This window comes from Xanthomonas boreopolis (assembly GCF_046529185.1).
Lineage (GTDB): Bacteria > Pseudomonadota > Gammaproteobacteria > Xanthomonadales > Xanthomonadaceae > Pseudomonas_S > Pseudomonas_S boreopolis.
The window spans coordinates 3,447,346-3,461,826 of sequence record NZ_CP097162.1; the positions used below are offsets into that span (position 1 = coordinate 3,447,346).

Genomic DNA, 14,481 nt, shown 5'->3' on the forward strand with positions numbered 1-14,481 from the left:
TTGCGGTCAGTACCGCGGAATCGAGAATCGGCCTTCCTGTCACGACGAACAGTGAAATCCGACAACATTCTTAATCGACGAACGCAGCAGATACCGCCCTCGCGAGTCGTGCTTTTATACCAGCGGGGTCAGGCACAAGCAAGCCAAAACCCAATAACGGCGCGGGTTTTGGCTGCTTTTCGGGACTTGTCAGCGCGCGCGATCAGTGCTTGACGCGGGTCGATTGCGACGGCTTGGACTTGCGCCTCACCGCGACGCCGCCGGTGGCCTTGCGCGCCTTTTCCTTGATGCGCTTCGGCTTCAGCGGCGTCTCCAGGGCCAGGTCCAGCACCTCGTCGATCCACTTCACGGGGATGATCCGCAGGTCGCGGGTCACGTTCGCCGGGATGTCGGCCAGGTCCTTGCGGTTCTCGTCCGGGATCAGCACGGTATGGATGCCGCCGCGCAGCGCGGCCAGCAGCTTCTCCTTCAACCCGCCGATCGCCGATACCCGGCCGCGCAGGGTGATCTCGCCGGTCATCGCCACGTCGGCCTTCACCGGCACCTTGGTCAGCACCGAGACCAGCGACGTCACCATCGCGATGCCGGCGCTCGGGCCGTCCTTCGGCGTGGCGCCGTCCGGCACGTGCACGTGCACGTCGTGCTTCTGCAGGAAGTCGACGTCGATGCCGAGCCGCTCGGCGCGCGAGCGCACCACCGACAGCGCCGCCGACGCGGACTCCTTCATCACGTTGCCCAGCTGGCCGGTCAGGATCAGCTGGCCCTTGCCCGGCACCAGCGTGGACTCGATCTGCAGCAGGTCGCCGCCGACCTCCGTCCACGCCAGGCCCGTGACCAGGCCGATCTCGTTCTGCTCTTCCGCGCGGCCGAAGTCGAAGCGGCGCACGCCCAGGTACTTGTCGAGGTTGGCCCCGTCGACGACGACCAGCGCCGCCTGCTTCTTCGCGCTCTTCCTGGCCGGCTTCCTGGCCGGTTGCGGGCCGGCCAGGGCGATCTCCTTAACCACCTTGCGGCAGATCTTGGCGACCTCGCGCTCCAGGTTGCGCACGCCCGACTCGCGCGTGTAGTAGCGCACGATGTCGCGGATCGCGTCTTCCTCGATCGCCAGTTCCTCGGGCTTCAGGCCGTTGGCCTTCAGTTGCTTGGGCACCAGGTAGCGCGCGGCGATGTTGAGCTTCTCGTCCTCGGTGTAGCCGGGGATGCGGATCACCTCCATGCGGTCCAGCAGCGGACCGGGGATGTTCAGCGAGTTCGAGGTCGCCACGAACATCACTTCGGACAGGTCGAGGTCGACTTCCAGGTAGTGGTCGTTGAAGGCGTTGTTCTGCTCGGGGTCGAGCACCTCCAGCAGCGCCGAGGACGGATCGCCGCGGAAGTCCATCGACATCTTGTCGATCTCGTCGAGCACGAACAGCGGATTCTTGCTGCCGACCTTGTTGAGGTTCTGCACGATGCGGCCCGGCATCGAGCCGACGTAGGTGCGGCGATGGCCGCGGATCTCGGCCTCGTCGCGCACGCCGCCGAGCGACATGCGCACGAACTTGCGGTTGGTCGCCTTGGCGATCGACTGGCCGAGCGAGGTCTTGCCCACGCCGGGCGGGCCCACCAGGCACAGGATCGGCCCCTTCATGTTCTTCACCCGCGACTGCACGGCGAGGTATTCGAGGATGCGCTCCTTGACCTTCTCCAGGCCGTAGTGGTCGGCGTCCAGCGTCTCCTGGGCGACCTTGAGGTCCTTGCGCACCTTGGTGCGCTTCTTCCACGGCACGCCGAGCAGCCAGTCGAGGTAGTTGCGCACCACGGCGGCCTCGGCCGACATCGGCGACATCTGCTTGAGCTTGTTGAGCTCGTTCTTGGCCTTGGTCTCCACCGCCTTGGGCATGCCGGCCTCGGCGACCTTGCGGGCGAGCTCCTCCAGTTCGCCAGGCGCGTCGTCGAGGTCGCCCAGTTCCTTCTGGATCGCCTTCATCTGCTCGTTGAGGTAGTACTCGCGCTGGCTCTTCTCCATCTGCGACTTGACCCGGCCGCGGATGCGCTTCTCCAGCTGCTGCACGTCGATCTCGCCGTCGACCAGGCCGACCAGCAGTTCGAGCCGCTCGCCGACGTCGGTGGTCTCCAGCAGGCGCTGCTTGTCGGCCAGGCGCACGCCGATGTGCGCGGCGATGGTGTCGGCCAGCCGGCGCGGTTCGTCGATGCCGGCCAGGGTCTGCAGCAGCTCCGGCGGCAGCTTGCGGTTGGTCTTGACGTACTGCTCGAACAGCGACATCAGCGAGCGCGCGATCGCCTCGACCTCGCGCGGCTCGCGCGTGTCGACGGAGGCGATCTCGGTGCCGCGGCCCTGCAGCGCGCCGTCGCGCTCGACCACCTTGTCCACGCGCACCCGGGTCAGGCCCTCGACCAGCACCTTGATGGTGCCGTCCGGCAGCTTGAGCAGCTGCAGCACCTGCGCGAGCGTGCCGACCTCGTACAGGTCGCCGGCGACGGGGTCGTCGGTCTCGGCGGACTTCTGCGCCACCAGCAGGATGCGCTTGTCCGCCTCCATCGCCTGCTCGAGCGCGCGCATCGACTTGTCTCGGCCGACGAACAACGGGATGACCATGTGCGGGAACACCACCACGTCGCGCAGTGGCAGCACCGGCAGGTCGAGTACTTCGGTTTGGGCCTGGGCCATGAGGGGCTCCGGAAGAGGGGGAATGCGGGGCAACGACTAGGGGGGTCCGCGCACCTGAATGCGCGCCGCCCTTGTGAAGGGGCTCCCAGAAAAGACCCGGCACGGGGCCGTGCCGGGCTCTTGCGAGGGACTCACAAAAAAGCCGATGGCCCCGTTATGGGGCCATCGGCGAGGGCTTGCAAGTAGTCGTTGGAATGTCTTTTCCGCTCAACGGGTTACGAGGCGGCGACAATCCTTAACAGGGGCTTCAGTCGCCGGAAGCGGCCTTCGCCGGCACCGGCGGGTTCTGGTAGATCAGGTAGGGCTCGGACTTGTTCTCGATCACCGACTCGTCGACCACGACCTTGCCGACGTTCTCCTGCGACGGTAGCTCGTACATCGTGTCCAGCAGCACCGACTCGACGATGGTGCGCAGGCCGCGCGCGCCGGTCTTGCGCTTGAGCGCCTTCTTGGCGATCGCCGACAGCGCGTCGGGACGGAACTCCAGCTCCACGCCCTCCATCTCGAACAGCTTCTTGAACTGCTTGGTGATGGCGTTCTTCGGCTCGGTGAGGATCTTGATCAGCGCCGGCTCGTCGAGCTCCTCGAGCGTGGCGACCACCGGCAGGCGGCCGACGAACTCGGGGATCAGGCCGAACTTGATCAGGTCCTCCGGCTCGACCTCGGCCAGCACCTTGCCCACTTCCTGCTTGCGCTCGCTGCTCTTCACCTTGGCGCCGAAGCCGATGCCGCCAGCCTCGGTCGAGCGCTGCTGGATCACCTTGTCCAGGCCGGCGAACGCGCCGCCGCAGATGAACAGGATGTTCTTGGTGTCGACCTGCAGGAACTCCTGCTGCGGATGCTTGCGCCCGCCCTGCGGCGGCACCGAGGCCACCGTGCCCTCGATCAGCTTCAGCAGCGCCTGCTGCACGCCCTCGCCGGACACGTCGCGGGTGATCGACGGGTTCTCGCTCTTGCGCGAGATCTTGTCGATCTCGTCGATGTAGACGATGCCCTGCTGCGCCTTCTCGACGTCGTAGTCGCACTTCTGCAGCAGCTTCTGGATGATGTTCTCCACGTCCTCGCCGACGTAGCCGGCCTCGGTCAGCGTGGTCGCGTCGGCGATCGTGAACGGCACGTTGAGCAGGCGCGCCAGCGTCTCGGCCAGCAGCGTCTTGCCCGAGCCGGTCGGGCCGACCAGCAGGATGTTGGACTTGGCCAGTTCGACGTCGTCGTTCTTCTGCCGGCTCTCGATCCGCTTGTAGTGGTTGTACACGGCCACCGCGAGCGTGCGCTTGGCGCGCTGCTGGCCGATCACGTACTGGTCGAGGACCTCGAGGATTTCCTTCGGCTTGGGCAGGCTGGAACGCGCCGACTGCGCCTTCTCCTCGAGCTCCTCGCGGATGATGTCGTTGCACAGCTCGACGCACTCGTCGCAGATGAACACGCTTGGACCTGCAATCAGCTTGCGGACCTCGTGCTGGCTCTTGCCGCAGAACGAGCAGTAGAGAATCTTGTTGCTGTCGCCGGAACGACCTTGGCGGTCTTCGCTCATGCTTCTGTTACCCAGTTACCCCACCCGATGAACGGGGGTTCGATTTCGAGAATAGCACAGGGTCGGGAGGACACCAGCCCATACCCGACCCTGCCGGATTTTCCTGTGTTTTCCAGAACTTGGCCGATCAAGTGGGCTGGATCGACTCTTCCGGGCGGCGCTCCAGCACCTGGTCGACCAGGCCGTAGGCCTGCGCGTCGACGGCGCTCTTGAAGTTGTCGCGCTCGGTATCGCGCGCGATCGTCTCCAGCGACTGCCCGGTGTGCTTGGCCAGCACCTCGTTCAGGCGCGCGCGCAGGGTCAGGATCTCGCGCGCGTGGATGTCGATGTCGGTCGCCTGGCCCTGGAAGCCGCCCAGCGGCTGGTGGATCATCACCCGCGAGTTCGGCAGCGCGTAGCGCTTGCCGGCCGCGCCCGCCGCCAGCAGCAGCGCGCCCATGGAGGCGGCCTGGCCGACGCAGATCGTGCTCACGTCGGGCTTGATGTACTGCATGGTGTCGTAGATCGCCATGCCCGCGGTGACCACGCCGCCCGGCGAGTTGATGTAGATGCTGATGTCCTTCTCGGGGTTCTCAGCCTCGAGGAACAGCAGCTGCGCCACCACCAGGTTGGCCATGTGGTCGTCGATCGGGCCGACCAGGAAGATCAGGCGCTCCTTCAGCAGGCGCGAATAGATGTCGTACGCGCGCTCGCCGCGGCTGGTCTGCTCGACCACCATCGGCACCAGGTTCAGGGCTTTGGTCTCAATGCTCATGGGTCTTCCTGTTCTGGCCCCGACCTGAGCCGGCGCCCGCTTCTGGGAAGCCCGCGCCGGGACGCGGGCCAGTGCGGAAGCCAGCCGTGCCTCAGGCCCGGATGGCTTCCTGGAACGACAGCGCCTGCTCGGTGTGCTGGGCGCGCTCGGCGATCCAGTCGATCACCTGCTCTTCCATCACGCGGCTCTGCAGTCCCCCCATCAATTGGGGATCGTTGCGGTACATCTCAATGACCTGCTCCGGCTCTTCGTAGGTCGAGGCGATCAGGCGCAGGGTCTCGCTCACGCGCTTGGGGTCCAGGCGCAGCTCGTTGCGGCGGGCGACCTCGCCGACCAGCAGGCCGACCAGCACGCGCTTGCGGGCGGCGTCCATGAAGCCCTGGTGGGCGTCGGCCGGCACCGGGCCCGGGTCGCGGCCGCTGCGGCGGATCTGCTCCACCTGCTGGGCCAGCATCGAGCGGGCCTCGCCCTCGACCAGGCGCGGCGGCAGTTCGACGTGCGCGAACGCGGCGATCAGCTGCTCGCCGACCTCGCGGCGCAGGCGGTTCATCAGCGCGCCCTTCAACTCGCGTTCCAGGTTGGAGCGGATGTCGGCGCGGAACTGTTCCAGCTCGCCGCTCTTGACGCCGAAGCTCTTGATGAAGGCCTTGTCCACCTCCGGCAGCACCGGCTCGGAGACCTCGACCGCCTTGACGTGCACCTGGACGGTCTTGCCGGCCAGCTGCGGCACGCGCCAATCGGCCGGGAAGTCGACCGACAGGGTCTTTTCCTCGCCCTTGGCCAGGCCTTCCAGGCCCTTCTCGATCTGGTCGAACATCACGCCCGAGCCGAGGATGCTGCTGCCCTTCTCGACGCCCTCGGCCGGCAGGCGCTCGTCGCCGGCCTGCGACCAGGTCTCCAGCGCGACCAGGTCGCCCGCCTGCGCACCGCGCTCGACCGGCTGCCAGGTACGGCGCTGCAGGCGCAGGTTGTCGATCATCTGGTCGATGTCGGCCTCGGTGACCTCGGCCGTGTGGCGGATCACGTTCAGCTTGGCGACGTCGATGTCGCCGAAGTCGGGCACCAGCTCGACCGTGGCCACGAAGTCCAGCTCGCCCTCGCCGGCGCGATCGATGCGCGGCGCGCCGGCGATGCGCAGGTCGTGCTCGCGCACCACCGAGTCGAAGGTCTCGCGCAGCAGGCCGTCCAGCGCCTCGGCGCGCACCTGCTGGCCGAAGCGCTGCTCGATCACCTTGGCCGGCACCTTGCCCGGGCGGAAGCCCTTGATCCGCGCGGTGCGCGCGATTTCGCCGAGGCGTCCACCGACGTGGGACTGCAGACGATCTTCCGGCAGGGTGAAGGTCAGTCGGCGTTCCAGATTGCCGGTCGATTCGATCGAAGCTTGCATGTTGACTCCTGCCACCGACGCCCCGGGGGTCGGCACGTAGTGAAGAAAACGGGTTGACGAATGCGGACGGAAGTCCGCCGAGCCTTGTAGTTTCGCCGATTATGGCGGCCGCTGCCAGCGGCGGACCAGGCCCGATGCCCCGTCGGGATGGTGCGAAAGGGGGGACTCGAACCCCCACGCCTTGCGGCACTGGAACCTAAATCCAGGGCGTCTACCAATTCCGCCACTTTCGCTGGGCCGCACGGCCGCGGCGGCGCCCATTGTTGCAGGGACACCCGCAAAGAAAAAGGCACCCGCGCGCGGATGCCTTTTTCGATTTGGTGGGCCGTCAAGGATTCGAACCTTGGACCTATTGATTAAGAGTCAACTGCTCTACCAACTGAGCTAACGGCCCTGAAACTGAGTCGCCCATTATAGGACGCTTTCCCTCGATTGCAACACCTTCGGCGAAACATCGAGGAAGCATTCAGTGGGGTGGCTGAGGGGACTCGAACCCCCGACAACTGGAATCACAATCCAGTACTCTAACCAACTGAGCTACAGCCACCACTGAAAACCTGCCCTGCCCGACCGCCGATGGCGCGCCCGACAGGAATCGAACCTGTAACCGCCGGCTTAGAAGGCCGGTGCTCTATCCAGTTGAGCTACGGGCGCCCGGACCGGACTCGCATTCCGCAACCTGGAACCGGAATGGTCGGGGTAGAGGGATTCGAACCCCCGACATCCTGCTCCCAAAGCAGGCGCGCTACCAGACTGCGCTATACCCCGGCGGAACGGACCCTCTCTTGCCCGAAGGCTCGAAAGGTCGGCTATTTTGATGAATCGCGCCGACCCGTGTCAATCGCGGATCGCGATTCGGTCGCTTCGGCTATGCTTCGGGGCAGGAATCGGCACTCCGCCGGCCAGCACCTAACAGGGAGAACAGACATGATGCGCAGCGGCAATCCCGCACTCCAGGAATCGACCTTCCTCGACATCGGCAGCGGCGCGGTCGTCACCCGCGACGGCGCGGCGATGACCCTGGGCGGCACCGTCAACAAGACCGCCGCCCTGCTCTTCCTCGCGCTGCTGACCGCCGCCTTCGCCTGGTACCAGACCGTCGGGCCGGACGGCATGCCCCTGCCCTCGGCGCGGCTGTACATGCTGGGCGGCGCGATCGGCGGGCTCGTGTTCGCGCTGGTCACCATCTTCAAGAAGGAATGGGCACCGGTGACTGCGCCGCTGTACGCGCTGCTGGAAGGCTTCTTCCTCGGCTCGATCTCGGCGGTGTACGAGGCCCGCTTCAACGGCATCGTGTTCCAGGCGGTGCTGCTCACCTTCGGCACGCTGTTCGCACTGCTGATGGCCTACCGCAGCGGCCTGGTCAAGGCGACCGAGAACTTCAAGCTGGGCGTGGTCGCCGCCACCGGCGGCATCGCGCTGGTCTACCTGGCGACGATCGTGCTGGGCTTCTTCAACGTCGGCATCCCCTACATCCACGAGTCCGGCTGGATCGGCATCGGCTTCAGCCTGTTCGTGGTGGTGATCGCCGCGCTGAACCTGGTGCTGGACTTCGACTTCATCGAGAGCGGCGTCGCGCAGGGCGCGCCGAAGCACATGGAGTGGTACGGCGCGTTCGGCCTGATGGTGACGCTGGTGTGGCTGTACATCGAGTTCCTGCGCCTGCTGTCCAAGATCCAGCAGCGCTGATCCGGGCCAGGCGGAAGCCGACGAAGGGGCGCCCCCGCGGGGCGCCCCTTTTTCATGCCCGCGCCCCGGCCAGGCCGGCCTGCTGGGCGGCATAGTGCGTCCCCAGGTACTCGACCAGCGCGCGCACCTTGGGCGCCAGCGCGCGGGCATGGGGATACAGCGCGAAATAGCGGCGATGGCCGGCGTGCCACGCCGGCAGTACCCGGACCAGGCGCCCGGCGCGCAGGTCCTCCTGCACGGTCAGCGCGGTGAACAGGGAGATGCCGATGCCGGCGAGGACGGCCGCATGCAGGGCCGGGGTCGCGTCCACCCGCAGCCGCTGGCCGGTCTCGACCACCGCCTCGGCCGCGCGGGGGCCCTGCAGGCGCCAGGGCGCGCGTGCCGCGGTCGGGCTGAACTCCAGCAGGACGTGCCGCGACAGTTCGGCCACCTGCCGCGGCAAGCCATGGCGGGCCAGGTACGCCGGGGCCGCCACCAGGATCCGTTCGCAGCAAGCCAGTTCGCGCGCGACCAACTGGCTGTCCGGCAGCGCCGGCACGATGCGCAGGGCCATGTCGAAACCGCCCCCGACCACGTCGACCAGCTGGTCGTCGGCGGACAGGTCCAGCGCCACCCCCGGGTAGCGGGCCAGGAAACCCGGCAGCCACTGCGGCAGCTCCTGGCTGGCGACCACCTGCGGCACGCTGATGCGCAGCCGGCCGCCGGGTTCGGCCTGGCCGGCCCGGGCCCGGTTGTCGGCCGCCTCCAGCCGGTCCAGCAGTTCCACGCTCTCGCGGTAGTAGGCGCGGCCGGCCTCGGTCGGGGACAGCCGGCGGCTGTTGCGGTCCAGCAGCCGCACCTGCAGGTGCTCCTCCAGTTGCCGCAGCTGCCGGGACATCGCCGAATGGGTGGTGCCCAGGCGCTCGGCGGCGGCGGTGAAGCTGCCCGTCTCGACGATGCTGCGCAATGCGCGCAATGCGGCGAAGTGGTCCATTGGCCGGCGATCCCCGATGGCGCCCGCCAGGCGCGGGCGCGGCGAGCTTATCAAGCGCCGTCGCCGGCCTTGCGCACCGGCAGGGCGAGGATGGCATCGGTCGTCATCACGTCGCCGAACGCGTCCTCGATCTGCGCCAGCGACGCCTCGTGCAACGCGCGATGGCCGATGCGCCGGCCGCCGGCCAGTTCGAGGTCCCGGCTGGCGGTGGCGTCGGACGACACGATCACCCGGTAGCCGCGCGGCGCGGCCGCGGCATCGCGCGCCGCGCCCACCACGCAGGCGTGCGTCTGCAGGCCGGCGAAAAGGAGGGTGTCGATGCCGGCGTCCTCGAGCGCCTTGTCCAGCGCGGCGGCCGATGCGCCGGCGAACACGCTGACATCGTCCTTGCGCACCACGGTCTCGCCGGCGCGCGGCTGCATGTCGCGATGGAAGGCCGCGCTGGCGCTGCCCTGCGCGAACAGCGGCGCGCCGGCCGGCAGCACGTGCTGCACATGGATCACGCGAATGCCGTTGGCGTCGGCGAAATCGAGCAGGCGGCGGGCCTGGCGCAGCGCGGCGGGGCCGTCGGGGACGACCATGCGGCCGCCGGCGAAGCCGGGCGCGGCGCCGGCGTCGAAATACTCGTTCTGGAAGTCGATCACCAGCAGGGCGGTCCTCGCGGGGTCGAGCGAGGCGACCGCCGGCGCGCCGGCCATGTGGCGGATGGTGGGATGGGACGGTTCGGCGGAGGCGACGGCGGCCATGCCGATCAGGCTGGCCAGGCCGAATGCGGCGACGTTCATGGACAAGCTCCTGTGCGATGGAAGAAGGCGCACAGGATGCGGAGCGCGGAACGCGCGAACCAGCCGCCGGCCGGCACAGGGCCTGTGCGGGAATCGCACGGATCCGGCGCCGCCGGCCATACGCAAACGGGGCGCCCTGGGGCGCCCCGTCCGGTACGGCGGGTACTGCCGCGTGCGCTTACAGGCGGCTGGCGATCGCCTTGGCGAAGCCCATGGTGTTGCCGGTGCCGCCCAGGTCCGGGGTCAGCGAGTCCTTGGCCTCCAGCGTGGCGACGATGGCGTTGCGCAGGCGCTCGGCGTTCTGCGGCTGGCCGAGGTGGTCGAGCATCTGGGCGGCGCCCAGCAGCAGCGCGCACGGATTGGCCTTGCCCTGGCCGGCGATGTCCGGGGCCGAGCCGTGCACCGCCTCGAAGATCGCCGCGTCGGTGCCGATGTTCGCGCCCGGCGCCAGGCCCAGGCCGCCCACCAGGCCGGCGCACAGATCGGAGATGATGTCGCCGAACAGGTTGGTGGTGACGATGATGTCGAACTGCTCGGGGCGCATCACCAGCTGCATGCAGGCGTTGTCGACGATCATTTCCTGGAACTCGATGTCCGGGTACTGCGCGGCGACTTCGCGCGCGACCTTCAGGAACAGGCCCGAGGTCGACTTGATGATGTTGGCCTTGTGCACCGCGGTGACCTTCTTGCGGCCGGTGTTCTTGGCCAGTTCGAAGGCGTAGCGCACGATGCGCTCGGAACCCTTGCGGGTGATGCGGGTACCGGAGAACGCGGTCTCGCCGTCCTCGGACACGGTCTGGCCTTCGCTCAGGTAGGCGCCTTCGGTGTTCTCGCGCACGGTGATCAGGTCCACGCCGTCGGCGAAGCGCGACTTGGTGTTCGGGAACGACTTGGCCGGACGCACGTTGGCGTACAGGTCGAACTTGCGGCGCAGCGCGACGTTGATCGAGCTGAAGCCCTCGCCCACCGGGGTGGTCAGCGGGCTCTTCAGCGCGACCTTGTTCTTGGCGATCGAGGCCAGGGTGGCCTCCGGCAGCAGGTCGCCGTGCTTCTCCAGCGCGACCAGGCCGGCATCGGCGAATTCGTACTCCAGCCCTGCCTTCAGCGCGTCGAGCACGAACAGGGTGGCATCCATGATCTCCGGGCCGATGCCATCGCCGCGGATGACCGTGATTGTCTGCGTCATAGGTGTTGGATTCCGATCAGAGGGGGTCGCGCCGGCCGGTACCACGGATCGCCGACGCAAGGAGGTTTCACGGGTAATTATGCCCGAAGCGGCTCCGGCGCCCCAAACCGACCTTGGTCTGATGGACCCGGGAAGAACGCCGGCCAAGCCATCGGCGCCGTCCCCGCGCGGGCGGGGACGGCGCGTCGATTTCTCCGGGCCGGGCCCGCGCGAAGGCCTCAGCCGTGGTCGTGTCCGGCCGGCGCGGCCGCCTGGCCGCTTTCGAGCTGGTCGAGGAAATCCACCGCGCGGCGCAGGTGCGGGATCACGATGGAACCGCCGACCACCAGGCCGACCGAGAAGGTCTCGAAGAATTCCTCGCGCGTGACCCCGGCCTCCTTGCACTGGGCGACGTGGTAGCTGATGCAGTCGTCGCAGCGCAGCACCATCGAGGCGACCAGGCCGAGCAGTTCCTTGGTCTTCACGTCGAGCGCGCCGGCCTGGTAGGTCTGGGTGTCGAGCGCGAAGAAGCGACGCACCACCTGGTTCGGCTCGGCCAGGATGCGCTGGTTCATGCGCTGGCGGAACTCGGTGAACTCGCGGACGCGATCCTGCTCCTTGCCGTCCGCGCTCATGCGCCGGCCTCCGGGGCCTGGCCGGCCAGCAGCGGTTCGAGCTTGCCGGCGCGGTGCAGCGCCATCATGTCGTCGTAGCCGCCGACGTGGACGTCGCCGACGAAGATCTGCGGCACGCTGGTGCGCCGGGCGCGCGCGATCATCTTCTCGCGCTCGGCCGGGTCCAGGTCGATGCGGACCTCGGTCCAGCTCTGGCCCTTGCTCTTGAGGAAGTTCTTGGCCGCCACGCAATACGGGCAGACGGCGGTGGAATAGAGGGTGATCTGCGGGCCGGCGCCCGCGGCGGTCTCTTGGCTCACGGGAAACTCCGTGTGGATTTGGTGGTCCATATGGTAGTCCCCGGCTGGAATTTCGAGGCCGCCGCCGCAACACTGTGGATCGGCCCGGGTTCATCCGGGCCCGTCCCGCGCCCTTCCCGCCGCCCAAGACCGGAGCTTCGTGTGCGTCTTCTGCCGATCGCCGCCGCCGTCACCCTGGCCATCGCGGCCGGCGTTGCGCCCGCGCAGGACAACCGGCTGCCCGACATCGGCTCGTCGGCCGGCGAGCTGCTCACGCCGGCGCGGCAGGCCGAGTACGGCAAGATGATGCTGGCCGAGCTGCGCAACTACGGTTACGTGCTGGACGATCCGCTGATCGGCGACTGGCTGCAGTCGATGGGGACCCGGCTGGGCGCCAACAGCGACCAACCGCAGCAGAAGTTCACCTTCTTCATGCTGCGCGAGCGCCAGATCAACGCCTTCGCCACGCTGGGCGGCTACATCGCGGTCAATGCCGGGCTGGTGCTCACCGCCGAGCGCGAGGACGAGGTCGCCGCGGTGCTGTCGCACGAGATCGCCCACGTCACCCAGCAGCACGTGCTGCGCGGGGTGGAGCGCGCCCAGCGCGACCAGATCCCGATCCTGCTCGGCATGCTGGCGGCGGTGATCGCCGCGCAGCAGGCCGGGGGCAGCTCCAGCGGCGATGCGACGATGGCCAGCATCAGCAGCGCGATGGGGCTGATGGCGCAGCGCCAGATCAACTACACCCGTTCCAACGAGGCCGAGGCCGACCGCCTCGGCATCCGCACCCTGGCCCGCAGCGGCTACGACGTGGATGCCATGGCCGGGTTCTTCGAACGGATGTCGCTGGCGATGCGCGGCAACCAGGGCGGCTACAGCGCGCCCGACTACCTGCAGACCCACCCGGTCACCCTCACCCGCATTGGCGAGGCCAAGGCCCGCGCCGAGCAGATGAAGAAGAACACGGTGCTGCTGACCACCACCACGCCGGGCGGCACGCGCCAGGAGCGCGTCGACCCGGCCGACCCGTCGCTGGCCGAGCCGCTCGGGGCGGTGGGCAACCCGCTGCTGCCCTCCACGTTCCGGGTGCCGCTCGACCTTCAGGACCGCGGCGCCAGCGGCCAGTTCGACTGGGCCAAGGAGCGCCTGCGCGTGCTCAGCGCCAACACCCCCTCGGCGGCGATCCGCGAGTACGAGGACATGCGCCGCAGCGCGAGCCGGGGGCTGACCGATGCGCAGCGCTACGGTCTGGCGCTGGCGCGGCTGCGCAACGGCGGCAGGCCGGCCGAGGCGGTGCACGACTTCGGGGCGCTGCTGGAGGCCCACCCCGACAACCTGTGGCTGGCACTGGGCCTGTCCGAGGCGCAGTCGCGGGCCGGCCAGCACGAGCAGGCCAATGCCCGCTTCGACGAGTTGCTCAAGCGCCTGCCGAACAACCGCGCCGTGGCCCTGACCTACGCTGGTATGCTCAACGAGCAGGCCACCCGCGAATCCGGCCAGCGGGCCCGGCAGGTCCTGGAGCCGCTGTTGCGGCAGTCCGGCGAGGACCCGACCTTCCAGCAGGCCTACGCCCGCGCCTGCGAGCTGGCCGGCGACACCGCCCGGGCCAGCGAGGCCTACGCCGAGGCGGCGTTCCTGAACGGGCGCCCCGAACAGGCCCTGTTGCAGTTGCAGGCGCTGAAGAAGCGCGACGACCTGGACTACGTGACCCGCTCCCGGGTGGATGCCCGGATCGCGGCGATCACCCCGACCGTGCTGGAAATGCGCCGCCAGGGCATCCGCGACCCGGACCTGTCCCAACGCTGACGAGCCGTCCCGCCACCGCCCCGGAGTGTCACGTTTCCGTCATAAAACCGTAGTCTACTGACACGCATCCGAAAGACTGACGGTGTCCTGCGTGCAGAAACGCATCCTGATCGTCGATGACGAACCCTCGATCCGCGACATGGTGGCCTTCGCTCTGCGCAAGGGCGAGTTCGAGCCGGTGCATGCCGGCGACGCACGCGAAGCGCAGACGGCGATCGCCGACCGGGTGCCGGACCTGATCCTGCTGGACTGGATGCTGCCCGGCACCAGCGGCCTGGAGCTGGCCCGGCGCTGGCGCAAGGAACAGCTGACCCGCGAGGTGCCGATCATCATGCTGACCGCGCGCGGCGAGGAGAACGACCGCGTCGGCGGGCTGGAAGCCGGCGTCGACGACTACGTGGTCAAGCCGTTCTCGGCGCGCGAGCTGCTGGCGCGCATCCGCGCCGTCATGCGCCGCACCCGCGAGGACGACGAGGACGGCAGCGTGACCGTCGGCCAGCTGCGCATCGACGGTGCCGCGCACCGGGTGTTCGCCGGCGACACGCCGGTGCCGATCGGCCCGACCGAATACCGCCTGCTGCACTTCTTCATGACCCACCCCGAGCGCGTCTACACGCGCACCCAGTTGCTGGACCACGTGTGGGGCGGCAGCGTGTACGTCGAGGAACGCACGATCGACGTGCACATCCGGCGCCTGCGCAAGACGCTGGAGCCGTTCGGGCTCGACAACATGGTGCAGACCGTGCGCGGCTCCGGCTACCGCTTCTCCGCGGCCACCTGATGCCCGCGGGGCGGCGACGCACC

General features: G+C 68.5%; 12 protein-coding genes and 5 tRNA genes. 3 read left to right on the forward strand and 14 right to left on the reverse strand.

Features of this window, described 5'->3' with window-relative positions; translation table 11 throughout:
• Positions 1 to 202: 202 nt before the first annotated feature.
• The 9 genes from lon to M3M27_RS15540 form a co-directional block, all read right to left on the reverse strand.
• Positions 203 to 2,671, reverse strand: coding sequence for an endopeptidase La (lon, locus tag M3M27_RS15500; RefSeq protein ID WP_140723385.1), 2,469 nt, complete (start codon positions 2,669 to 2,671; stop codon positions 203 to 205).
• 247 nt (positions 2,672 to 2,918) lie between these two features.
• The gene (clpX, locus tag M3M27_RS15505; RefSeq protein WP_140723389.1) at positions 2,919 to 4,205 is read right to left on the reverse strand and encodes an ATP-dependent Clp protease ATP-binding subunit ClpX; all 1,287 of its coding nucleotides are present in this window, start codon (positions 4,203 to 4,205) and stop codon (positions 2,919 to 2,921) included.
• Positions 4,206 to 4,332: 127 nt separating this feature from the next.
• On the reverse strand, positions 4,333 to 4,959 hold the full coding sequence (gene clpP / locus M3M27_RS15510; RefSeq protein ID WP_140723392.1) for an ATP-dependent Clp endopeptidase proteolytic subunit ClpP: 627 nt from the start codon (positions 4,957 to 4,959) through the stop codon (positions 4,333 to 4,335).
• A 91-nt stretch (positions 4,960 to 5,050) separates the two neighbouring features.
• Entirely contained in the window at positions 5,051 to 6,346 is a 1,296-nt protein-coding gene (tig, locus tag M3M27_RS15515) for a trigger factor (protein WP_140723395.1), read from the reverse strand.
• Positions 6,347 to 6,494: 148 nt separating this feature from the next.
• Positions 6,495 to 6,579, reverse strand: a tRNA-Leu gene (locus M3M27_RS15520).
• Positions 6,580 to 6,664: 85 nt separating this feature from the next.
• A tRNA-Lys gene (locus tag M3M27_RS15525) sits at positions 6,665 to 6,740 on the reverse strand.
• Positions 6,741 to 6,816: 76 nt separating this feature from the next.
• Positions 6,817 to 6,893: transfer RNA gene (locus M3M27_RS15530), tRNA-His, on the reverse strand.
• A gap of 30 nt (positions 6,894 to 6,923) precedes the next feature.
• Positions 6,924 to 7,000, reverse strand: a tRNA-Arg gene (locus tag M3M27_RS15535).
• Between the two features lie 37 nt (positions 7,001 to 7,037).
• Positions 7,038 to 7,114: transfer RNA gene (locus tag M3M27_RS15540), tRNA-Pro, on the reverse strand.
• Between the two features lie 159 nt (positions 7,115 to 7,273).
• On the opposite strand from M3M27_RS15540, the gene M3M27_RS15545 reads away from it, so the two are divergent.
• Positions 7,274 to 8,035 carry a Bax inhibitor-1/YccA family protein gene (locus M3M27_RS15545; RefSeq protein WP_177497750.1) on the forward strand — a complete coding sequence of 254 codons (762 nt, stop codon included), beginning with the start codon at positions 7,274 to 7,276 and terminating at the stop codon, positions 8,033 to 8,035.
• 52 nt (positions 8,036 to 8,087) lie between these two features.
• On the opposite strand, the gene M3M27_RS15550 is transcribed toward M3M27_RS15545, so the two are convergent.
• From M3M27_RS15550 to grxC, 5 genes are all read right to left on the reverse strand, one after another.
• On the reverse strand, positions 8,088 to 9,008 hold the full coding sequence (locus M3M27_RS15550) for a LysR family transcriptional regulator (protein ID WP_434026215.1): 921 nt from the start codon (positions 9,006 to 9,008) through the stop codon (positions 8,088 to 8,090).
• 50 nt (positions 9,009 to 9,058) lie between these two features.
• Positions 9,059 to 9,793 (reverse strand): cysteine hydrolase family protein, encoded by a 735-nt coding sequence (locus tag M3M27_RS15555; RefSeq protein WP_434026216.1) that lies wholly within the window; start codon positions 9,791 to 9,793, stop codon positions 9,059 to 9,061.
• A 178-nt stretch (positions 9,794 to 9,971) separates the two neighbouring features.
• Positions 9,972 to 10,979, reverse strand: coding sequence for an isocitrate dehydrogenase (locus M3M27_RS15560; RefSeq protein ID WP_140723407.1), 1,008 nt, complete (start codon positions 10,977 to 10,979; stop codon positions 9,972 to 9,974).
• Between the two features lie 218 nt (positions 10,980 to 11,197).
• The gene (locus M3M27_RS15565) at positions 11,198 to 11,593 is read right to left on the reverse strand and encodes a carboxymuconolactone decarboxylase family protein (protein ID WP_140723410.1); all 396 of its coding nucleotides are present in this window, start codon (positions 11,591 to 11,593) and stop codon (positions 11,198 to 11,200) included.
• Positions 11,590 to 11,922, reverse strand: a complete 333-nt coding sequence (gene grxC / locus M3M27_RS15570; RefSeq protein WP_140723413.1) for a glutaredoxin 3 — start codon at positions 11,920 to 11,922, stop codon at positions 11,590 to 11,592. Before grxC ends, M3M27_RS15565 begins: the two co-directional genes overlap by 4 nt.
• 111 nt (positions 11,923 to 12,033) lie before the next feature.
• Between grxC and M3M27_RS15575 the strand changes: the two genes are divergently transcribed.
• Both M3M27_RS15575 and phoB read left to right on the forward strand, forming a co-directional pair.
• A complete protein-coding gene (locus tag M3M27_RS15575) occupies positions 12,034 to 13,677 on the forward strand; it encodes a M48 family metalloprotease (RefSeq protein WP_434026217.1) in 1,644 nt (547 codons plus the stop codon).
• Positions 13,678 to 13,768: 91 nt separating this feature from the next.
• Positions 13,769 to 14,458, forward strand: coding sequence for a phosphate regulon transcriptional regulator PhoB (gene phoB, locus M3M27_RS15580; protein ID WP_140723419.1), 690 nt, complete (start codon positions 13,769 to 13,771; stop codon positions 14,456 to 14,458).
• Positions 14,459 to 14,481 lie beyond the last annotated feature (23 nt).